Origin of the sequence: Bellilinea sp., from assembly GCF_034432615.1 — a bacterium.
In the GTDB taxonomy this organism is placed as follows: Bacteria; Chloroflexota; Anaerolineae; order Anaerolineales; family Anaerolineaceae; genus Bellilinea.
Map to the genome: position 1 here is coordinate 1 of NZ_DAOUBL010000152.1, position 21,200 is coordinate 21,200.

Here is a 21,200-nt window from a genome sequence, read left to right on the forward strand (position 1 = left end):
CTTCCATTCAAGCCACCCCTTCTCTGCGGAAGTGAAAAATGAGTGATTTGCTCCCGACGGGTCACAAAAAGATTGAAGAAATGCGCATGGAGGGCATTGTCAAACGCTTTCCTGGCGTTCTGGCAAATGACCATGTCAATTTTGATGTCAAAGCCGGTGAAATTCATGCACTGCTCGGTGAAAATGGCGCAGGCAAAAGCACATTGGTTCGACAGCTTTATGGCCTTTACCGCCCCGATGAAGGCAAAATTTTTATCAATGGTGAGGAAGTCAACTTTCATTCCCCCAAGGAATCGATTGCTGCCGGCATCGGCATGATTCATCAGCATTTCATGCTGGTACCCGACCTGACGGTAGTGGAAAATGTTGCGCTTGGATTGCCTTCCTCTCGCGGAGTAATTTTGGACCTTGACCGCGTGCGAAAACGGATTGACATGCTTTGCCAGCAATACAATCTTAAAGTTGACCCGGATGCCTACATCTGGCAGCTTTCGGTTGGTGAACAGCAACGGGTGGAAATCCTCAAAGCACTTTATCGCGGTGCTGCACTGTTAGTGCTGGACGAACCAACTGCCGTGCTCACTCCACAAGAAGTGGATGATTTATTCATAACCCTCCGCCGCATGGCAACCGAAGGACATGCGCTGATTTTCATCTCCCACAAACTTCACGAAGTCCTTGCCATCAGTCAGCGTGTTACCGTATTGCGTGACGGCAAGGTGGTGGGTACCCGTCCAACGGCGGGCGCCACAAAAACCGAACTGGCGCAAATGATGGTTGGCAGGCCGGTCATTCTTCAATACGAGAAGTCACCCCTCAAGATGGGCGACATTCTATTGAAAGTTGAAAATCTGGTTGTGCGTGGGGATCGAGGGACTGACGCGCTCAAGGGTGTTTCTCTGGAAGTCCACAGTGGTGAAATTTTAGGACTGGCGGGTGTTTCGGGCAACGGGCAAAGGGAACTGGCAGAGGCTCTGGCTGGCTTGCGACCGGTTAAAGCCGGGCGGATCATTCTCAACGGCGTGGATGTGACACATGCCTCCCCTTCCGTGCGGATCGCGACCGGCCAATCCTACATCCCGGAAGAACGCATGAAAGACGGTGCCATCAAGGATTTCAGTGTTGCGGATAATTTCATCCTTGAAGATCACGCAAAATCGCCGTTTTCTTCGCGAACTTTTCTCAACTTTCGCAGCATCCGGCAGGTATCTGAACGCCTCGTCCAGGAATTCAATGTAAAAACCCCCTCTATTGATACACCCATAAAAAACCTTTCCGGCGGGAATATCCAGAAAATGATCCTTGCCCGTGAACTTTCCCGCAAACCAAAAGTGCTCATCGCTTCACAGCCAACCCGCGGGGTTGACATTGGCGCATCCGAGTACATCCATCAACGGCTGCTCGAACAACGCGAAGCCGGAACTGCCACACTCTTAATCTCCGAGGACCTGGATGAAATTCGCGCCCTTTCGGATCGTATTGCTGTCATCTACGAAGGAGAAATTGTTGGAATTGTGGACGGTAAAAGCGCCACAACCGAGGAATTGGGTCTGATGATGGCCGGCATCCGTGAAAGAACCCAGGTTTGACTTGCTTAATTCTTGAACTGAGAAGAATTGAGCCAGAAGTACTGTAATTTTGACGAAAAATATCGTAAAATAGTATAAAGAATCGGTGGTCGGAATCCGGCAGAAAGCCGGACCGGCGTCGGACCGGGATGAGTCCGTCGAAAAGTGCCGCCTTCCTAAAGGAGTCCACCGATCCGATGAATATCTGGCAAAAATATGTCATTCCCCAAAGCATTGAAGAAGCAATCTACTATCTGACTTCTGCTCCCGGCCCAGCCCGTCCAATCGGCGGCGGGACCGACCTCTTACTGGAAATCCAACAGGGACATCATCAACCGGTACACACGCTTGTGGATGTTACCCGCATTCCCGAATTACTTCGTCTGGAAGAAGTTGGGAATCAATTATTCATCGGCGCTGCCGTTCCCGTCAAAGTTATCACCGAATCTTCGCTTGTACGATACCATGCTAGCGCCGTTGCCGAAGCGTGCGGTTTAATTGGCGGCCCTCAGGTTCGAAATACGGCCACCCTTGGCGGCAATGTGGCTCATGCTCTGCCGGCAGCGGATGGGATGATTTCGCTGTTTGCATTTGATGCACAGGTAGAAATCGCCAGTCCGGCCGGCCGCCGCTTTCAGTCCATCCAGACACTTTTCACAGGTCCCGGGCAGTCAACCCTCGACCTGAGTTCAGAAATTATTGTGGGTTTTTACCTGCCCTTGCGCCAGTCCGGTCAATCTTCTGCCTTCAGTCGGGTAATGCGTCCCCAGGGGGTAGCCCTGCCCATTTTGAACATGGCCGTCTGGATGGAACGAGACGTGCAAGTCATCCGTGACATCCACATTGCGATCGGCCCCTCCGGACCGGTGCCTCTTCGCGCCGTTCTGGTGGAACAGGAATTAATCGGTAAAACCCCTGATTTGGACACTTTGAAGAAAGCAAAGGAAGCCATTCACCAGTCCATCAAATTCCGCAGCAGCGCAATGCGCGCCAGTGCCGCATATCGGCATCACCTCAGTGAAGTTCTGCTGGAAGAAGTTATTGGTAAAGCCTGGCAACGGGCGTTTGAATTGGAGGCGGTATGAACGACCAAAATCAACTGACTGTCACAGTCAACGGAAAAACTTATCACTTGCCGGAAATCCCCGGCGAAATGCTGTCGGATTTACTGCGCTATCGTCTCAAACTGACCGGCACCAAAGTTGCCTGTGGTGAAGCCGAATGCGGCGCCTGCACGGTAATTCTTAACGGTGAACCGGTATTGTCCTGTTCTTTTCCGGCCGCCAAAGCCAACGGAGCAAACATCCTCACTATTGAGGGGCTTTCTGAAATTCATTCGACCCCTGCCCCAGATGGTGGGCAGATACCTCTTCACCCGTTGCAGCAATCCTTTATTGAATATGGTGCAGTTCAATGCGGTTTTTGCATCCCCGGTCAGATCATGACCTCTTATGCTTTACTGCAGCACAACCCGCAGCCCAGCGAAGAGGAAATAAAATACGCCCTCAAAGACACACTTTGTCGTTGCGCCGGATACCCCACCATCATCAACGCCATCAAAGCCGCCGCGAAGACATTACAAACCGGTCAGCCCATCCCCCCTCCATCGGTAGAACCTTCCAGCCACGCGGGGCAGTTTGTGGGAACGGTGCAGTCTCGCCCGGACGCCATCGCCAAAGTCACCGGCAAAGCAGTTTACACGGATGACATTATCTTCGAAAACATGCTTCACGCCCGCGTTAAGCGAGCCGGCATTCCATCCGGAATTTTACGCAAACTGGATGTTGAAAAAGCCCGCCGATTGCCGGGGGTGGCTGCCGTCCTCACCGCCGAGGACATCCCCGGTGAGCATTATCATGGGCTGGTCATTCCCGATTGGCCAATCCTGGTTGGAGTGGGGGAGCAAATCCGCACCGTTGGTGATGCGCTGGCAATTGTAGCCGCCGAAACCCGTCAAATTGCCACTCAGGCGCTGGAACTGATTGAAGCAGAGATTGAACCCCTGCCGGTAATTGATAATCCGGTCAAAGCCATTCAGGAAGATGCCCTGCGCATTCACAAAAACGGCAACCTCCTCAAACACATCAAAGTACGCAAGGGGGATGTTGAAGAAGGTTTTGCACAGGCCGATGTTATATTGGAACACACTTACCACACTCCCATGCATGACCATGCCTTCATGGAACCCGAGTGCAGTATTGCCCGCTTGACGCCGGAAGGACGCATGGAAATTTATGTCGGCTCGCAAATACCTTATTCGGACCGCAATCAGGTCGCGCGGGCGCTGGGGGTGCCCGAAGATCAGGTGCGGATTATCGGTCAACTGATTGGGGGCGGTTTTGGCGGCAAGGAAGATATTGCCGGTCAAATCCATGCTGCCCTTCTGGCAAAAGCCACCGGTCGCCCGGTCAAACTGCTCTTTGATCGTCAGGAAAGCCTGATCGTCCATCCCAAACGTCACGCCACCCAGATCCGTGTCAAAGTTGGCGCAAAGCGAGATGGAAGGCTGACAGCAGTCGAAACTGAACTTTTTGGGGATACGGGTGCTTATGCTTCCCTGGGTGAAAAAGTTCTGACCCGCGCCACCACCCATTCCTCCGGCCCGTATGAGGTTCCGCACGTCAAAGCCGATTGTTACGCCATGTACACCAACAACCCGCCTGCTGGTGCTTTTCGTGGTTTTGGCGTGATGCAATCCGCCTTTGCCATCGAATCGATGATGGATACTCTTGCTGAAACCCTCAACATCCATCCGGTAGAATTGCGCAAGAAGAACGCCTTGAGGGTTGGCAGTGTTACCAACACCGGGCAGGTGCTGCGCGAAAGCGTTGGTTTAATGGAATGCATTGAAAGGGTCGAAGCCGAAATGAACCGTTTGAGCGGCGGTGATCCCTTTACACCAAAGCGGGTGGAGGGTGCCCCTCATCTGGTACGTGCCTGGGGTTTTGCGGTTGGATACAAGAACACCGGTTTGGGCGGCGGCGCTCCCGACAAGGCTGGTGCGGAGGTCGAACTGCGCCGCGACGGTACTTTTCAAGTGCGTTCGTCTTCCGCTGAATTGGGACAGGGTTTGCCCACCGTCCTGCAGGTAATTGCTGCGGAAGAGCTCAACCAGCACCCACGTCAGATTGATGTACTGCTCATGGATACCGACCTGACCCCGGATGGCGGGCCGACCACCGCCTCGCGCCAGACTTTTGTCACCGGCAATGCGGTTCGCCACGCCGCCCGCGCACTGCGCCAGTTGTTAACCAGTGAGCTGGCTGAGCGCTACGATGTCCCCCCTCAGGAAATCCGCTTCATTGAAGGTCTGGCTCAAGTGAATGGAAAACAAGTCAGTCTTTCCCATCTGGCAGAGCAAATGATCGAATCCGGCCGGCAGCCGCTCGCCTCCTACACCTATTGGGCGCCCGCCACCCGACCCTTGGGACAGGGAGGGGATATGCACTTTGCTTTTTCCTTCGCCGCACAGGCTGCGGAGGTGGAGGTCAACACGCGCACAGGCGAAGTAAAGGTTTTACGGCTGATCATTGCCAACGATGTTGGAACTGCGATCAACCCGCTTGGCTTGCGCGGTCAAATTGAGGGTGGGGCCATCATGGGCATTGGTCATGCCTTGACCGAAAACTTCATCGTGGAACAGGGCCGCGTAATCACCGACCGATTGGCACGCTACAGGATGCCTTCAATCACCCTCACGCCCGAAATCATCCCGATTGTGGTAGAACACCCGGTATCCGAAGGGCCTTTCGGGGCCAAAGGAGTCGGGGAAATCGTTCTCATCCCGACCATTCCGGCAATTACCAATGCGGTTTATCATGCCGTAGGCGTGCGCTTCGACCATATCCCTATAGATCAGGAAAAAATCTTGCTGGCGCTGAAGGAAAAGACTGCATCGGTCTGATATTGTACAAAGGTTATACAAACAACCAAAAAGGCTGACTTTCCTCCTCTCACTCGCTAAAATGAACGTATAGAAACGTTCGTTTTAGACGTGAGAGGAATTTTTATGGAACTCAACCGTTCAGCCAGAGGTTATCAAAGCAATCCCCTGCCCACACCGTTGATTGGGACATCGGATAGCACATTTCGTTTTCACCGCCATCAACTTTTCACCCTTGAACGGGCAAAAAATCTTAACCATTGGCTATGTCTTCCGGTTTCAGGTGAAAATCTGCTCCAGGAGTGGTTGAATCTGGAAAGGTTGTGGAGTGTTAAGAAAGTCACTTCAACCGAAATTGAACATACCCTCGCGATTGTTTCAAACGAATTCCACCGTTCCGCCATTCTGCGAGGCTTGCTCCGCAATCCTTCGGTCAATTTGACCGTTCAAATGCTGGATTGGATCAGCGATCATTCATTAAACAACTCACTGATTGTTCAGCTGTTCAAACAAAACTTGCATACGCTTTCTGATCTCCATCCTCTTGCCAATCGCCTGATCTCCTTATTAGAAAACCCACAAACTTCTCCTCAGCGCACAACTGCCTTTCTGACACTGGCATCCCTCCACCCCGAACTGGCACTGCCCGATTCCCTGGTTGGTTCTCTTTTGAATCGTTATCATGCTTTTCCATCGGTTGCATTTGGATTTTTGGAATATCTCGCTTCGCATCACAACTCCAATGTCCTGGCGCAATGGGTAGAAAAAACTCTCCAGCAGACCGAATTCCCCTATCCGCTCAATGTGGCGGTCTGGCTTTCAATGCGCCAAATACAGCCTTCCCTATTCGACCTGTATTTTCAGGTTCTTAATGAACTTCAACCAGAAAAGACGAGTTCAGTCAGCCGTCTCAAAACCTTTCTGAATGAATTAATCCTTATCAATCAAAAATTGACTTACTCATATAAAGATAACCCGGGCATAACCATCGCTCAATTCATGTTTCACGGCTCCATTGATCAACCGGGAGTTGGCGATAGCGGCGGTTTGTCTACTTTCCTCAGTCAACTCGGTAATGCCCTTGCAGAAAATGAGAATATCGAACGCATCATCACCTTCGTCACCGTGCCGGGTTCTTGCGATTCTGGAATACCATTGGTCAGCGGGGATCAAAGCCATCTGCGGGTTAATCTCCCGATTCATGATAACCAGTGGATTTCCCGCGACGATTTCCTGAGCCATCCCTTGCAGATAAAAACCCTCCTCCGCCTCATTCTACGGGAAATCCATCTTTTACCGGATGCCTTTCATTTGCGCTTCAACGATATTCAAACCCGCACTGTGGCTGAAATTGCCCTGGAGATGAATATCAAGACCATATTAACCCTCACTGCCGACCCTCACCGCGCCCTTGAAAAGCGCTTGGAAATCCATTCCCCCATGCAGCAGGAAGATTATCAATCCTTAAATGCCGCGCTTTCCCGTGTGCTGATTGCTGATCAACTTCTTCACCTGGCTTCTTCGGTCGTAATTCTGCCATCTCGAATGGGAATCGCCGATTTACTCCCCTATTTTCCGCAACTTCCTCAACTGATTCGCCAAAAAACTTTTGCTCTCATCCCCGAAGGAATTGAAATTGCCCCCCCTGCCATGGTTGCTCAAGAGGAAATTCAACTCCTATTGACCAAAATCGGACGTTCAAAAGAGGATTTGTCCCACAGTCGCCGTCGCCTGATTTTAAATGTCGGTCGCCTAAGTCCGATTAAACAGCAAGACTTGCTGGTTGAAGCATGGCTGAATTCCGGGTTATGGAAAAGCGTTGACCTGATTCTAATCGGCGGGTCTCCGGTCAATCCAACCCCCACAGAAGAAAAAATGCTTCGGTCCATTAACCACTTATTGGAAAAATATCCCCATGCCCGCTCCAACTTTTTTCTTCTCCCCGCCCTTCCCAACCATCAAATCCGGGCTTTGGAAACACATCTGGCAGATGATTATCCCTTAAACCAGCCGCCTCTGTATGTCTGTTCAAGTCTCAAAGAGGAGTTCGGCATTGCCATACTGGAAGCCATGTCAGCCGGCTGGCTGGTGGTGGGTCCTCAGGCAGGCGGACTTTCCAGTTACATCAGGGATGGAGAAAACGGATTTCTGATGGATACATCCCAATCCGAGAATATTGAACAAAAACTGATGGAGATCCTGGTTGTGGAGGAACACAAATTAAAAACTATTGCTGCACGAGGACAGCAAACCATACGCCAGAATTATGATATCCGCTCGATTGCACGGTTACTGGCTGATCTTTATCTCAAAACGGTATCTTTTGCCATTCCCAAAACGCACCATGAAAACCATACTGATTATCAGCCCGCCGTTTTACTCACACTTTAACCCGCTGCTAACGATTGCCAAAGCCCTGAAATCCTCCGGCCGCGTTCAGGTCATATTCGCAACTGCGCCATCCTTTGAAACTCAAGTGACTTCCGCCGGGTTGAACTTTACACCATTAGAAATCAGTCCAAATGCCAATACCGGCATCGCAGAACAAACCCGCCAAAACCACCGTGAGGCTCAACGCTTGCAGCAATTTTTCAGAGCAACCCAGCGCGGGGCAATACCCACACTGTTGATTCAGACAAAACACCGCCGTTTAGACATGCTGCCCGATCCTCTGCCGATATATCACCAGATTCAACAACTTCAGCGTATCTGGCAGCCTTCGCTCTATCTGGTAGACCAGTTAAACTATGCTGTCACGCTCTCCCTATACGCTTTGGGATACCCTTTTCTCACCTTTTGTCCCGGACATCCCACCTATATTCCTATCGAAGACCAGACTTTTGGCGTTCCGTATGCTTTCCCATCTGCCATTCAACCGAGCAGCCGCGCTATCCACAGGTTGAAGTTGCTGGCGCAACAGACTGAGCAGGAATTTACGGCCATTTTTAACCGGTTTTTAGAAGAACACGCCCCCAACCAGGCGCAGGTTGAGAATGCTTTTGGTTTGGCTTCCTCACAGGCAATTCTGTTCAATTACCCTGATTTCGGTCACCTGCACCTCCAGCGCATACAGCCGAAAAAATGGTTCGCCGGGCACTGTTTTTCTCCAAATTCCTCCCTCGATCCGGAGTGGCGGGAGATCATCCATAATAACCGCCATGCCTCACCCAAAATCCTGATCAGCTTTGGCACCTTTCTGTCAGCACGCATGGATGTGCTCAAGAAGGTTTTGCAAACGGTGATAGCAGCATTTCCCCACGCATTATTGATCGCCGCCATTGGATCTCACTCCTCAGAATACACTGAATTCAACGATCCCCGCGTCATTTTGCGCGAATTTCTCCCTCAAACTGCCCTTCTCCCTTACATAGACCTGGTCATTCACCACGGCGGGAACAACACATTTACCGAAACACTCTACCACGCCAAGCCGATGATCATTTTTCCCTTTTCCAGTGATCAGTTCGCTATCGCCCACGACGCTGAGCGGTTTTCACTGGGTAAGGTTGTTGACCCCAATAACTTTCTTCCTGAAGATTTAGCGAGTAAAATTACATTGTCACTATCCGGGGAGTTCAATTCCTCCTTGAAAATCTGGTCAGAATTCAGTCAAAACCGCGGAGCATTTTATTTAGCTGAAGCAATTTTATCCCTGCTCTAACCAATTCGTATTTCCGCACCAACCCAAATCCCAGTAAAGGAGCAGCCAAATGGCAAAGCGTTACATCACCGCTGAAGATCTCTATCAATTTCAGGTGCCATCCGGCACAACCATCTCTCCGGATGGCAAAAACATCATTCTCTCCCTGCAGCGAGTAGAGAAGAAAAGTGAAAAGAAATATTCCAACCTATGGCTGGTTCCGGTGGAGGGCGGTCAACCGCGCCAATTTACCTTTGGCGATCAAAGCGATCATCACCCCGTCTGGTCGCCGGATGGGTCGCAAATTGCCTTTCTCTCCAACCGCCAGAACAAGGACAAACCCCCTGTACTGTACTTAATTCCTTTTCATGGCGGTGAAGCCCGTCCGCTCACCCAACTGGAAGGTGAAATTGGAGAAATCCTCTGGTCACCGAATGGCAAAAAAATCCTTTGTACGGTAAGGAAAATTGACAAAGAAGTTCTCCAACGGCAAAAAGATCCCGCCCTAAAGGATCTCAGCACCCCTGCCCGTCATTACGACCGCTTGTTCTACAAGCTGGACGGTTATGGTTATCTCCCGCATGAGCGCTGGCATTTATGGGTAGTGGATGCAGCCACCGGCAAGGCCACTCAATTGACCGATCACCCGGTTTGGGATGAGAACTTTCCCGACTGGTCTCCAGACGGAAAATGGATTGCGTTTATCTCCAACCGGAGCGATGATCCGGATTCAAACCCAGACCTGGATGACATTTTTCTGATGCCGGCCAACGGCGGCGAAGCCCGCCGGCTGCAAACACCGCCCGGCAACAAGTTTTCCTTGCGGTTTTCACCGGATGGGAAATGGCTGGCATACTACGGTCAGGAAGGGATCGGCAAGGGGTTCAAGAACATCGGCTTGTGGGTAATACCCACTGACGAATCACATCCCGCTAAAAACTTGACCGAATCCTATGACCTAAACGTCAGTGCCTGGACGATTAATGACATTGGCGGTGCAGTAACCAACCCGCCCCTGTGGAGCCCGGACAGCCAAACATTGTACTTTCCCGTAACCCTGCATGGTTCGAGTATTCTGATGAAAATTGGCCGCGATGGCGGCGGTTTGGAAACCATCCTCGGTGAGGGCGGGGTATTTCATACGCATAGTCTGGACCGCGCCGGTTCTCGCATCGCCGGTTTATGGGGCACTTTTCAGGATCCCGCTCAGGTTATGCTCTTGGACCTTTCCAGCGGCAGCCAGCGCGTCCTGACCCGCTTTAACCGGGATTTACTGGATAAAGTTGATCTTGGAGAAATCGAAGAAGTCTGGTTCAAAGGACCCGACCATAACGACCTGCAAGGCTGGATCCTCAAGCCACCCCAGTTTGATCCTCAAAAAAAATACCCCTCGATCATGGAAATTCACGGTGGTCCGCTGACCCAGTACGGAAAACTTTTCATGCACGAATTTTACTATCTGGCAGCTCAGGGCTTCGTCGTCTATTTTTGCAATCCACGTGGCGGACGCGGTTATGGTGAACAACACGCCGCCGCTATTCACGGCAATTGGGGTGACCGCGACTACGCCGACCTGATGGCGTGGGCTGATTTCATCGCCCAAAAACCGTACATTGATACAACCCGCATGGGTGTAACCGGCGGCAGTTACGGTGGCTACATGACTGTCTGGATTATCGGTCACACCCAACGTTTTCGCGCTGCGGTCACTCAACGTTGTGTCAGCAATTTTATCTCCATGTGGGGGTCCAGTGACTTCAATTGGGTATTCCAGCGTGAACTAAACGATAAACCACCTTTTGAAGCCTTAGACTACTACTGGCAGCGTTCACCAATCGCCCACATTGGAAATGCCAAAACCCCCACGCTGGTGATTCACAACGAAATGGACTTACGCTGCCCAATCGAACAGGGCGAACAGGTATATGTAGCCCTCAAACGCTTGGGTGTGGACACCGAAATGGTGCGTTTTCCAGAAGAATTTCATGGCCTCTCGCGCGGTGGTCGAACCGACCGGCGTATACTCCGCTTGAATCACATTGCTCGATGGTTTAAAAAATATCTGCTCGATGAACAACAATCTCATTGATCCTCATTATCCGCTGATTGATCTTCATCGTCACCTGGATGGCAGTGTCCGCCTGGAAACGATACTGGAATTAAGCCATACCCACGGTTTGCCCCTTCCTGCTCAGGACGTTGAAGGTTTACGCCCTTATGTGCAGGTGACAGATGCCCAACCGGGCGTGATGGAATTCATTGCCCGCTTTGAATGGATGACGAAAATCCTTGTCAATGAGGATGCCTGCCGCCGAGTGGCTTATGAATGCGTTGAGGATTTGGTAAAAGAAGGCATTGATTATGCCGAACTCCGTTTTTCGCCCTGGTTTATGGCAGAAACCCATCGCCTGAACCCGGTTGCGGTTATTGACGCGGTGGTGGACGGCGTGCGCGCCGCCAGCCGGGACACAGGTACGCCAGTCAACCTGATTGGCATTCTCAGCCGAACCTACGGTCCAGACATTTGTCATCATGAACTGGCAGCCATCCTCTCCCGCCGTGAGGAATTTGTGGCGGTGGACCTGGCCGGTGATGAAGCTCACTTCCCCGCCGAGTGGTTCGATTCTCATTTTTCCCTTGTCCGCGATGCTGGCTTACACGTTACAGTTCATGCCGGCGAAGCCGACGGCCCGCAAAGCATCTGGCAGGCCATTCAACGACTAGGTGCGGAGAGGATTGGTCATGCCGTTCAGGCAGTCAAAGATGAACGATTGCTGGATTACATGGCAAACCAGCGCATTGCGGTTGAAGTCAACCTGACCAGCAATGTGCAGACCTCAACGGTAAAAAATTACGCAGAGCATCCCGTGCGCCTCTTTTTGGATCGGGGAATTTGCACAACTCTGAATACCGATGATCCCGGCATCAGCGCCATCACGCTGCCATACGAATACAATGTCGCTGCTCCGCAGGCCGGCCTGAACAAAGAGCAGATTCGTCAATTACAAAAGAACGCACTCCAAGCATCTTTCCTTTCAGCTCAGGAAAAATCCAAACTTCTTTTAAAGAAAGGCGCGTTGCCTTCGTATGGGGATTTATGACTTTATCCTGGCTGGCGGCGGTGCAGCCGGCTTGAGTCTGGCGCTTCGTCTGGCGCAAGCCTTTCCCGACCGTAAAATTTTGATTCTCGACCGTGAGCCAAAACGCACCAATGACCGCACATGGTGTTTTTGGTCAGTTCATCCCAGCCCGTATCCAACGGCAACATTCCGCACCTGGGATAGACTGGCATTTTATGGGTTAAATTTTTCAAAGACTTATGTCCTTTCACCCTACTGTTACTACCTGATTCGAGGGATTGATTTTTACCGTCATGCCTATGACCGGCTGAGTAGCTTTCCAAATGTTCGATTTGAATATGGAGAAGTAGACCGGATCCAAGAAGACCAGGAGCATGCCTCGGTTTCGCTAAACGGCATGGCTTTTGAAGGCAAATGGGTATTCAGCAGCCTTTATGATCCCAAAAAAATTACCAAACAACCCCGTCGCTATCATTATCTGAAGCAACATTTTCGCGGTTGGGAAATAGAAACCAGTACTCGCTGCTTCGACCCACAAATGCCAACCCTTTTCGACTTTCGCATCCCCCAGGACGGGCAAATGCGCTTTATGTACATTCTGCCATTTTCGGAACGGGAAGCAATGGTTGAATACACCCTCTTTTCACCTGAACTGTTGACCGATGAAGAATATGATAGCGCTCTTCAAAATTACATAGCAGACACTTTGAAGATAAAAGAATTCCGGATCAAAGCCGTGGAAAACGGCGTGATTCCCATGTCCGATCAACCTCTACCCCGCAAACTGGGTGAGCGCATTTTAGCCGTCGGCACATTGGGCGGGCGGGTTAAACCTTCCAGCGGTTATGCTTTCTTACGTATTCAGAAAGATAGTGAAGCCATCGTGCGTTCCTTGCTTCAGCAAGGTCATCCTTTTGACCTTCCCGATTCACCATCGCGCTATCACCTTTTTGACAGCATCATGCTTCAGGTAATGCAGCGTCATGGCGGAGAAATGCACCACATTTTTACCCAACTGTTCCGAAACAACCCCATTCAACGGGTATTTGCATTTTTGGATGAAAACCAGAGTTTTCCTGAAGATCTGAAAATTCTGGCATCCCTGCCGCCATTGCCCTTTATTCGAGCGTTGCTGCGTTTGAAAGTTCTTCGCAGGGTGTAATCCGGCTAAGGAACGCTCAAAAGATCTCTCAAAGAATACACCACAATTCCAAGGTATTCTTTCAGACTGCTGGTGGTCATCGAGAGATATCCGGCATTCGGTAAAATATTGATTAATTGAGCTGCCGGGTTGTTTCGCCACAACTTTTGCCATTCCAAATCGGTTATCGAATAATCTGCTGGTGAAGGAATCACCTCAATTCCTTCTGCCCGGAAGAGGGCAACCGATCGCGGCATATGTTGTGCTGAGGTAACCAGGACAACCCTCTCAAGCTGCTTTTCTTTCAAAATTCGGGCGGAAAACTGCACATCCTCTGAAGTATTTTGAGATTGATCCTGCAATATCAGTGCCGCCTCTGGCACGCCCATAAAAACCATCAATTCCTTCATCTCAAATGCCGGCGTGGTTGTGCGCGCAGAAAGCCAATCAATATTCCCGCCGCTTAATAAAATGTAAGGGGCAATTCCCTGACGATAGAGCCGCACAGCATGAATTACCCGGTCACCGGCGCCATTGACTTCCACACCGCTGCGCGGCGAGTCGAATGACTCGGTTCCCCCACCCAGAACCACGATAACGTCTGCCTGAGGTAATACATCGGGAGCAACTATCTGCCTTTCCAGCCAGTAGGTCAAACTGAAAGCCACCCAGCGATTTCCGCCCAACCATAATAAAACAAGCGCAAGAATTACCAATCTCTTTCGCCAGGATTGCGGTATTCGGTTGATCAGACTGACCAAAAGCAGCATGCAGGCCAGACCAAGTGGATAGATCAACAAGGGTAGAAACTTGGATAGAAAAACGAACATGATACGTCACTCCCTTAATTTCATTCCCAACTCATCTTAAACATTAACAAATCAACCCATGGGAATATCTTTTATGATACTCTTAAATTGAAATTACCAAAGGAGTTACAAAAGCATGAAAATCATCCGCTGGCTCAATTTGATTACACTTGTATTCACGGTAACGGTCAATTCTCTGGCGAATGCCTTGCCGATCAACAACCGTACCACCGGTGAGATTTCTGACTCATTTCCGGTTTTATTTACCCCGGCAGGTTATGTATTCGCCATTTGGGGATTGATCTACCTCTCATTAATTGGGTTTGCAATTTATCAGATTCTCCCCTCACAGCAGAATAATCCTCACATTAATCGCATCGGCATTGGGTTCATTGCCGCCAACCTGTTCAACGCCGCCTGGATTTTTGCCTGGCATTACGGTATCATCCCCCTTTCCATGTTCTTGATGATTGGATTGTTAATCTCACTACTGGTCATTTACACCCGTTTGGGAATTGGCATTCAACCGGTACCACCTGTGGAACGCACCTTGATTCATTTTCCTCTCAGCCTGTATCTGGGCTGGATTTCTGTGGCGACCATAGCCAATGCAAGTGTCCTGCTCTACACTTGGAATTGGGACGGGTTTGGATTATCCGCAGAGCTATGGACTGCCCTGGTAATTATTGTTGGTGGATTGCTGGCCATTGCCATGATTCACTTTCGAAATGCAATCACCTATCCGCTGGTCGTTGTTTGGGCATTTTCAGGAATTCTCTTCAAAGCGGGCGGATCCGAAATGATTGCAAACATTGCTGGCGCAGTTGCGGTACTCATCCTGATCTTCCTGTTGTACTCCATGCTGCGCGCCCGTCAGTTGAAATTGATTTCCAATCGGGTTAATCGTGAAAATTTGCGCTAAACGATCAATTCTCGGTTATAATCTTTCTTGATGTTTCCGAAACAAATTCGAAATTGATCAGGAGTAAGCCATGAAAGAGAACCTTGTCCTTGTGCGCCATGGGCAAAGCCTGTGGAATTTGGAGAATCGCTTTACCGGCTGGACAGATGTTGACCTGACTGATATTGGCAAAGAGGAAGCCCGCCTTGCAGGTCAGCAGATGCTGGCGGAAAAATTCACTTTTGATTATGTGTTCACCTCTGTCCTCAAACGAGCCATCCGCACCCTTTGGATCATTCTGGACGAGATGGACCTGATGTGGCTGCCCGTGGAACGAGCCTGGCAACTCAACGAACGACATTATGGCGCGTTACAAGGCCTGAACAAAGCAGAAACCGCCGCAAAATACGGAAATGAGCAGGTGCATATCTGGAGACGAAGTTACGCCACTCCGCCGCCGGCCCTTAGCCTCGACGATCCCCGCCATCCTCGTTTTGACCCTCGCTACGCCAAGGTTGATCCGGCTCTGCTCCCCTCCACCGAGTCTTTGAAAATGACTTTGGAAAGAGTGATGCCCTTTTGGAACGAAAAGATCGTTCCGCGCCTGAAAGCCGGTGAAAAAATCCTGATTGTTGCGCATGGCAACAGCCTGCGGGCATTGGTCAAATACCTGGATAACATTTCCGATGAAGACATTACCGAGTTGAACATCCCCACCGGTATTCCGCTCGCCTATCAACTGGATGATCAACTGAACGTCCTTTCCCGCCGCTATCTGGCTGACGAAGAAGCAGTCAAAGCCGCTGCTGAAGCGGTTGCCCGCCAGGGTCTAGCCAAAAAAGAATAATAAGTGCCTGAGAACAATAAAAAATGGCTGCCTCTATCTAACCGGCAGCCATTTTCGTTTTCCTTTGCAGTTTAGTCGCCTCTCGTTCCAAAAATATAATCCCACAATGGCGAGGATACTCCAAAACGTTGATTGGGGGTCTTGTAATGATGGCGCATATGGTGACGTTTCAATGCCTTGAGAATCCCGCTGCGCATCGGCCAGTGATGCGTGGCATAATGGGTGATATCGTAAATCAAATAGCCAATAATAAACCCCGAGAAGACCATTGCCGTCATAAAAGGTGCCTGAAGCAAAACCCCAAACAGAACATGGTATAAACCATAGAAAACCAGCGCGAGGGGGATGCTGACCACCGGCGGCATGACCAAACGGGTCTTACATTGGGGTTGTTCATGGTGAACCCCATGGAAGAGATAAAAAATCTTTTCTTGCTGAGGAGTTTTGGGCTTGTAATGGAACAGAAAACGATGCAACAAATATTCGGCAAGGCTCCAAAAAAACAATCCCAACAGGAAACCAAACGGTAAAAAGAAAGCGGAAAGCGGTTGAGGTTTAATCCATACACCTCTGATAAAGAAAAACCCGGCAACCGGCAGCCAGAGAATTACCACCACGACCGGGGAAATATGCGTAAAAAATTCCAGAAAGTCAGACTTAAACAAGCGAATTGGCTCATCGCTATGGTTGATTTTGATGGTATCCATAACCTCACCTTATGAACTGGAATTATTCGATAATTTTAGGGAGAATTCAATTGGAGTATATCACAAGACAAATCAGAATATAATACGTTTGGCACAATTGAAAGGGATCACTGCCTGTGAATAAGCAACCCATCCGAAAGAAAAGTCCGGTCAGGCGGCTGCTTGCCGAACGATATTTGCTGATTTCGCTGATTAGCTTTGCTGCCAGCGTACTGGTGGTACGCTTATTTCTTGAATTAACCAATTACCCTCGCGTGGAGTTTGGCAATCTTCACATCGCCCACGTAATTTGGGGTGGTTTGTTTTTATTTGCTGCCGCCCTTTTGCCAATCATGTACGCCAACCGGTGGGCATTATTCTGGTCAGCCTTATTTAGCGGGGTTGGCTTCGGCCTTTTCATTGATGAAATTGGGAAGTTCATCACCCAAACCAATGATTACTTCTATCCCCCAGCCGCACCGTTGATTTACGCCTGTTTTCTTCTCACCGTGTTGATCTATGCGCAATTTCGCCGTCCACGCCCCACCACAACCCGCGAGGATTTGTATCATATTTTCAGCATGATGGAGGAGCTTTTAGATGAAGACCTCGATGAAGAGGAAAAATCCTTTCTGATCCAGCGATTGAATCATATCATCAACACGTCAAGCGATACGAAGCTGGTGCGATTAGCACAATCATTGCTGAGTTTCATGCAAAGCGAAATTCTCGCCAGCCCGGTAACGCCACCAAACAATTTACAAAAACTCTGGCAGCAACTGGTAACTGCAATGGAAGGCTTTTTTACCCGCCAGCGGATGTTCCTGTTATTGATTGGTGGCATGATCTGGCACGGTTTCATTTCCATTATGGGGTTATTTAACCTAACCCTTTTATCCATCCAGACCATCAACGGTCAACCAGAAAGATTCATTCAAATCATCCAAACCCTTCCTGGAAATATCCCACCTGATTGGTTGATTGTCAAAGCAGCCAGTCAGGCAGCCATCGGAATTTTTTCATTTGCTGCCGCCATCCTTCTTTTACTCAGACGCGAAGCATCTGCAATTCGCATTGGGATACTTGTGTTGACAACTTCCCTTACGGTGGTCAACCTGTTGGTCTTTTATTTGGATCAGTTTTCTGCTTCGATCAATGCCATCTTTGAATTCGCTCTGCTGCTTGGTTTGATCAACTATCGCCGCCGTTTCATGCAAGAGTCGAGTCTGGCCGATGCTGATGATCATGCGATCAATTTCAAGCCGGACGAAGAACAAAAACTAGCGGTTTGACCACAGTAATGCTGGCTGTACCATGCGTTAAATCTAGCAGGGCTCGCTCGACTTCTTTTTGTTCGGTAATTGGAATCTGAAAATGCAAGGCCACTTGATCGGTGAAAATTTCTTCCAACACCACACCTGAAAAATTTTCGATCAAACGCCTGACTTTTTGATAATCCGAATAACCTACATCACACACCAACTCACAAGCCTTAATCTGAATCGCAAGTGGCAGTTCAGCCAGAACCGCTTTGGCTGCCTGCTGATAAGCCTTGACCAGCCCAGCAGTCCCCAGTTTTGTACCACCAAAATAGCGCACCACCACCATAACGATATTCCCAATCCCACTCCCTTTTAACACGCTCAGGACTGGTTTGCCAGCCGTGCCGGCAGGTTCACCATCATCATTGCAATGCTCAATTGTGGTTGTCCCGTGACCAATCAGGTATGCCGGCACATGATGGGAAGCATCCGGAAATTCAGCGCGTATTCCCTGGATTACATGGCGAGCTTCATCTACCGAAAAGGCAGGCGCAGCAATGGCAATGAAGCGGGAATTAAGAACCGTTATTTCTGCCCTGCATTGCCGGGCAGGGACATTAACAGGTTTGAGATTTTGGGAGCTCGTGTTATCATCGGATTTGCTCACACCGCAAGTATATCCCCTTTTAGGAAGGATGGAAAAAGATGAAACATTTTTTGGTGGATATTCAATACACCGCACCAATTGAAACAATTGATGAAATTTTGCCCAGCCACCGGGCTTTCTTGCAGGTCGGTTATGAGCAAGGCTATCTTCTTTGCTCTGGCCCCAAAAACCCACGAGTTGGTGGAATCGTCATTGCCCGCGCTGAATCAGAAGAAGAGTTGCGCAATTTCTTCTCGAAAGATCCTTATCAACAGCAAAATGCGGCTCATTATTCATTTATTGAATTCAATCCGGTGAAATTCCAACCCTTTTTAGAAAAATGGGTAGCCGGTCAGTAGCAAGTTGTTGATTTTATTGGAGATGAGATATTCCCAGGCCCAATTTTTCTGCAATCCATTCGGCAATTTGTGCTGAGCCGTTAAGTCGCTCCCGTTCTATTCTGGCAAGGGATAAGATTGGGGGCAGCCGATCCAGCCAGCTGCCATTGTAAAAATCCTGCTCCTCCACTCTCAATCCATTTAATTCGCGTTCCACAAACGCCGCCAAAGGCGATGTTTCCCGGAAGTGATTACGGGGTATATAGAGGTAGGGAACTCCGCTATGATAAGCCTCCGCTATGGTGCTGTACCCCAGTTTTCCCACAACCACATCACTGGCATTGACCAGATCGGGATGATAATAGGGGTGATGATGCGGCAATAATAGCAGATTACCCCATTGTTCATATCGCTCACTTGCGCCGGGGATGACAAAAACAACCTCCGTGAAATTGTGCAGCGGCTGCAATTGTTTAAGCAAATGGGGAATTCCTCCCATTGTGATCAGAACCAGCGGCTGGTGCGGACTCACACTTAAGGATTGTCGCATTTCATCCCGTGGCGTTCTCGGCAGACGTGAGACCGGCTGGGTAACCAGGTGGGCAGGTTTGTATTCACATACCGGTTCGGTCTGGATATGAATGGACGCCATTTCAAACGCCTCTCGAAGCGGCGGAATGAAATCCGTCAAGCGTGGTTCTAAATCAAGGTAACCTTCATAGATCCAATCCCATGTAAAATTTTCTACCAGAATTGATGGGATGTTTGCCCGTTTTGCCGCAGTGATTCCGAGTGGGGAAATGTCACAAAGAATCAGATCGGTTTTTCGTTCTTTCATCAAATTTGCCAGATACTCAACTTTTTGATTCCCAAAAGGTACAAACCCTTTCAGGCGATCAACCGTGCCGGGCAGGTCTTCAACAAATGGCGAATGCTGTACCACGCCTACATCCGTTTCAAAGGCAATGTAATGATATTCCTCGACTTTTAAAGAGTCCTTGAAAAACCACTCCGGAACAGTGGTGATCACATCAAATTGACAATTGGGGATCGTTCGATGAAGCGATTGGATAACTGCAACTGCTCTGGAAGCATGCCCAAACCCATGAGGTGAAATCACTGCACTAATCTTCATATCCCATCCAATATTTGTGCTTTAATCATCAACAAGAATCATTTTACTATATTATTTCTTTATTTTTATAAGTTTATCTTTTTTGTAAAGTTTACCCCAACATCATTTCAAGGACGAACATCTGCCTATGCGCAACTCAAAACACTGGATTACCTCACTCCTCATTGGTTTAGTCCTTTTGTGGAATTTGCAGGCTGCCCTGGTTTTCATAATATATCCTTATCCTTACATTCCATCCTTTCAATTGGAGGGGAATTCCGGCAGGGTTATGGTTCAAGGGTTGGGAATCTTGTTCTTGATGTGGAACATTCCTTATTTCTTTGCCTGTTGGAACCCCTTCCGCTACCGAATTTCACTCATTGAAGCAAACCTCATGCAATTAATAGGTCTGATTGGTGAAACACTCCTCCGAAATTCGCTTCCCCCAAACGAAGTTGTTCTGCGTGCCACCGCCTCCCGCTTTATTCTTTTTGATGGCGCTGGCTTGCTGCTGCTATTAATTGCCCTTTGGATAACCCGTCCCCTAAAATCTCATTCTTCATGATGCGGGGGCACCGGCAGGCGAACGCTCAACCTGCGGATCTGGTCTTTTCCAGCTGGCAGGATGCGTAAAACAGCAATGGTCATGTCATCATTGGGTTCGCCCAAATCCAAACGGATGGCTTGCCCTAAAATTGAATCGGCAATTCGATCTGCGCTGGGATTTTCTTCATCCATGACCGCTTCCAGTGCAGTGCAAATATCCAACCCCAACCCGGAAGATTTCAGTCCAGCGTTGGCAATCCCGTCGGTGTACATGACCACTGTCGTTCCCGGCGTCAAAGTAATTTCAGAAATTAACGGGCGGATATTTCGGGCGGTGCCAATCGGTTGAGTTTCACCTGCCAGGCATTCAATGTGGTTATCCTGAGCGACAAAAATCGGGGTCGGATTATTCCGTGAGAGGACTATTGTCCCGCTTTGCAAATCGGCGCTCAAAATGTTCAAAAATACCGGGTATTGACCATTGCGTTCGGTGTAAAGCAAGTCAGAAGCCGCACGAGCTGCTGCCCCATCCCGAATGCCATCAGCAATCAGACCAATTACTTTGCGGACAACCATGCCTGAGATCATCTTCGCTTCCCGGCCTGAAGTTTGTCCATCGCACATGACCACCGATAAACCCCCATTGGGGCGCTCGATAATCTCCACCGAATCACCACTTTCTAATGATCCGAATTTGGTCGCTTTGGCCACTGCAATTTGTATTTCCATAGCATTGATT

At 49.5% G+C, this 21,200-nt stretch carries 18 protein-coding genes; 13 read left to right on the forward strand and 5 right to left on the reverse strand.

The window, feature by feature from the left end; translation table 11 throughout:
• Positions 1-38: 38 nt before the first annotated feature.
• From VAE48_RS07085 to VAE48_RS07120, 8 genes are all read left to right on the forward strand, one after another.
• Positions 39-1,589, forward strand: a complete 1,551-nt coding sequence (locus VAE48_RS07085; RefSeq protein WP_322792617.1) for an ABC transporter ATP-binding protein — start codon at positions 39-41, stop codon at positions 1,587-1,589.
• A gap of 176 nt (positions 1,590-1,765) precedes the next feature.
• Complete coding sequence (locus VAE48_RS07090) at positions 1,766-2,653, forward strand: FAD binding domain-containing protein (protein ID WP_322792618.1); 888 nt, start codon at positions 1,766-1,768, stop codon at positions 2,651-2,653.
• Positions 2,650-5,472 (forward strand): molybdopterin-dependent oxidoreductase, encoded by a 2,823-nt coding sequence (locus VAE48_RS07095; protein ID WP_322792619.1) that lies wholly within the window; start codon positions 2,650-2,652, stop codon positions 5,470-5,472. Before VAE48_RS07090 ends, VAE48_RS07095 begins: the two co-directional genes overlap by 4 nt.
• Before the next feature lie 105 nt (positions 5,473-5,577).
• Positions 5,578-7,842, forward strand: a complete 2,265-nt coding sequence (locus VAE48_RS07100) for a glycosyltransferase family 4 protein (protein WP_322792620.1) — start codon at positions 5,578-5,580, stop codon at positions 7,840-7,842.
• Positions 7,796-9,112: a glycosyltransferase gene (locus VAE48_RS07105; RefSeq protein WP_322792621.1), complete on the forward strand. Its 1,317-nt coding sequence runs from the start codon at positions 7,796-7,798 to the stop codon at positions 9,110-9,112. The genes VAE48_RS07100 and VAE48_RS07105 overlap by 47 nt, the downstream gene beginning before the upstream one ends.
• 49 nt (positions 9,113-9,161) lie before the next feature.
• On the forward strand, positions 9,162-11,180 hold the full coding sequence (locus tag VAE48_RS07110; RefSeq protein WP_322792622.1) for a S9 family peptidase: 2,019 nt from the start codon (positions 9,162-9,164) through the stop codon (positions 11,178-11,180).
• Positions 11,161-12,192: an adenosine deaminase gene (gene add, locus VAE48_RS07115; RefSeq protein ID WP_322792623.1), complete on the forward strand. Its 1,032-nt coding sequence runs from the start codon at positions 11,161-11,163 to the stop codon at positions 12,190-12,192. The genes VAE48_RS07110 and add overlap by 20 nt, the downstream gene beginning before the upstream one ends.
• Positions 12,179-13,333 carry a lycopene cyclase family protein gene (locus VAE48_RS07120; RefSeq protein WP_322792624.1) on the forward strand — a complete coding sequence of 385 codons (1,155 nt, stop codon included), beginning with the start codon at positions 12,179-12,181 and terminating at the stop codon, positions 13,331-13,333. Before add ends, VAE48_RS07120 begins: the two co-directional genes overlap by 14 nt.
• 5 nt (positions 13,334-13,338) lie before the next feature.
• Here the strand turns inward: VAE48_RS07120 and VAE48_RS07125 are convergent, their stop codons facing one another.
• Positions 13,339-14,142 carry a YdcF family protein gene (locus VAE48_RS07125; protein WP_322792625.1) on the reverse strand — a complete coding sequence of 268 codons (804 nt, stop codon included), beginning with the start codon at positions 14,140-14,142 and terminating at the stop codon, positions 13,339-13,341.
• Between the two features lie 115 nt (positions 14,143-14,257).
• Here VAE48_RS07125 and VAE48_RS07130 point away from each other — a divergent pair, with 115 nt between their 5' ends.
• Both VAE48_RS07130 and gpmA read left to right on the forward strand, forming a co-directional pair.
• Positions 14,258-15,043 (forward strand): hypothetical protein, encoded by a 786-nt coding sequence (locus VAE48_RS07130; RefSeq protein WP_322792626.1) that lies wholly within the window; start codon positions 14,258-14,260, stop codon positions 15,041-15,043.
• 70 nt (positions 15,044-15,113) lie between these two features.
• The gene (gene gpmA, locus VAE48_RS07135) at positions 15,114-15,869 is read left to right on the forward strand and encodes a 2,3-diphosphoglycerate-dependent phosphoglycerate mutase (protein WP_322792627.1); all 756 of its coding nucleotides are present in this window, start codon (positions 15,114-15,116) and stop codon (positions 15,867-15,869) included.
• Positions 15,870-15,940: 71 nt separating this feature from the next.
• On the opposite strand, the gene VAE48_RS07140 is transcribed toward gpmA, so the two are convergent.
• A complete protein-coding gene (locus tag VAE48_RS07140) occupies positions 15,941-16,576 on the reverse strand; it encodes a sterol desaturase family protein (protein WP_322792628.1) in 636 nt (211 codons plus the stop codon).
• 116 nt (positions 16,577-16,692) lie between these two features.
• Between VAE48_RS07140 and VAE48_RS07145 the strand changes: the two genes are divergently transcribed.
• Positions 16,693-17,847 (forward strand): hypothetical protein, encoded by a 1,155-nt coding sequence (locus VAE48_RS07145; protein WP_322792629.1) that lies wholly within the window; start codon positions 16,693-16,695, stop codon positions 17,845-17,847.
• On the opposite strand, the gene VAE48_RS07150 is transcribed toward VAE48_RS07145, so the two are convergent.
• On the reverse strand, positions 17,813-18,484 hold the full coding sequence (locus VAE48_RS07150; protein WP_322792630.1) for an IMPACT family protein: 672 nt from the start codon (positions 18,482-18,484) through the stop codon (positions 17,813-17,815). The genes VAE48_RS07145 and VAE48_RS07150 overlap by 35 nt on opposite strands.
• Positions 18,485-18,522: 38 nt before the next feature.
• Here VAE48_RS07150 and VAE48_RS07155 point away from each other — a divergent pair, with 38 nt between their 5' ends.
• Positions 18,523-18,822 carry a YciI family protein gene (locus VAE48_RS07155; RefSeq protein WP_322792631.1) on the forward strand — a complete coding sequence of 100 codons (300 nt, stop codon included), beginning with the start codon at positions 18,523-18,525 and terminating at the stop codon, positions 18,820-18,822.
• A gap of 13 nt (positions 18,823-18,835) precedes the next feature.
• Here the strand turns inward: VAE48_RS07155 and VAE48_RS07160 are convergent, their stop codons facing one another.
• Positions 18,836-19,936 (reverse strand): glycosyltransferase family protein, encoded by a 1,101-nt coding sequence (locus VAE48_RS07160; protein WP_322792632.1) that lies wholly within the window; start codon positions 19,934-19,936, stop codon positions 18,836-18,838.
• Between the two features lie 295 nt (positions 19,937-20,231).
• On the opposite strand from VAE48_RS07160, the gene VAE48_RS07165 reads away from it, so the two are divergent.
• Entirely contained in the window at positions 20,232-20,480 is a 249-nt protein-coding gene (locus VAE48_RS07165; protein ID WP_322792633.1) for a hypothetical protein, read from the forward strand.
• Here the strand turns inward: VAE48_RS07165 and VAE48_RS07170 are convergent.
• On the reverse strand, positions 20,468-21,190 hold the full coding sequence (locus tag VAE48_RS07170) for a SpoIIE family protein phosphatase (RefSeq protein WP_322792634.1): 723 nt from the start codon (positions 21,188-21,190) through the stop codon (positions 20,468-20,470). The genes VAE48_RS07165 and VAE48_RS07170 overlap by 13 nt on opposite strands.
• Positions 21,191-21,200 lie beyond the last annotated feature (10 nt).

What these genes read in the sequence shown, in the direction of transcription:
- VAE48_RS07085 (WP_322792617.1), top strand. Translation starts at nt 39, where the DNA reads ATGAGTGATTTGCTCCCGACGGGTCACAAAAAGATTGAAGAAATGCGC.
- VAE48_RS07090 (WP_322792618.1), top strand. Translation starts at nt 1,766, where the DNA reads ATGAATATCTGGCAAAAATATGTCATTCCCCAAAGCATTGAAGAAGCA.
- VAE48_RS07095 (WP_322792619.1), top strand. Translation starts at nt 2,650, where the DNA reads ATGAACGACCAAAATCAACTGACTGTCACAGTCAACGGAAAAACTTAT.
- VAE48_RS07100 (WP_322792620.1), top strand. Translation starts at nt 5,578, where the DNA reads ATGGAACTCAACCGTTCAGCCAGAGGTTATCAAAGCAATCCCCTGCCC.
- VAE48_RS07105 (WP_322792621.1), top strand. Translation starts at nt 7,796, where the DNA reads ATGAAAACCATACTGATTATCAGCCCGCCGTTTTACTCACACTTTAAC.
- VAE48_RS07110 (WP_322792622.1), top strand. Translation starts at nt 9,162, where the DNA reads ATGGCAAAGCGTTACATCACCGCTGAAGATCTCTATCAATTTCAGGTG.
- add (WP_322792623.1), top strand. Translation starts at nt 11,161, where the DNA reads ATGAACAACAATCTCATTGATCCTCATTATCCGCTGATTGATCTTCAT.
- VAE48_RS07120 (WP_322792624.1), top strand. Translation starts at nt 12,179, where the DNA reads ATGGGGATTTATGACTTTATCCTGGCTGGCGGCGGTGCAGCCGGCTTG.
- VAE48_RS07125 (WP_322792625.1), bottom strand. Translation starts at nt 14,142, where the DNA reads ATGTTCGTTTTTCTATCCAAGTTTCTACCCTTGTTGATCTATCCACTT.
- VAE48_RS07130 (WP_322792626.1), top strand. Translation starts at nt 14,258, where the DNA reads ATGAAAATCATCCGCTGGCTCAATTTGATTACACTTGTATTCACGGTA.
- gpmA (WP_322792627.1), top strand. Translation starts at nt 15,114, where the DNA reads ATGAAAGAGAACCTTGTCCTTGTGCGCCATGGGCAAAGCCTGTGGAAT.
- VAE48_RS07140 (WP_322792628.1), bottom strand. Translation starts at nt 16,576, where the DNA reads ATGGATACCATCAAAATCAACCATAGCGATGAGCCAATTCGCTTGTTT.
- VAE48_RS07155 (WP_322792631.1), top strand. Translation starts at nt 18,523, where the DNA reads ATGAAACATTTTTTGGTGGATATTCAATACACCGCACCAATTGAAACA.
- VAE48_RS07160 (WP_322792632.1), bottom strand. Translation starts at nt 19,936, where the DNA reads ATGAAGATTAGTGCAGTGATTTCACCTCATGGGTTTGGGCATGCTTCC.
- VAE48_RS07170 (WP_322792634.1), bottom strand. Translation starts at nt 21,190, where the DNA reads ATGGAAATACAAATTGCAGTGGCCAAAGCGACCAAATTCGGATCATTA.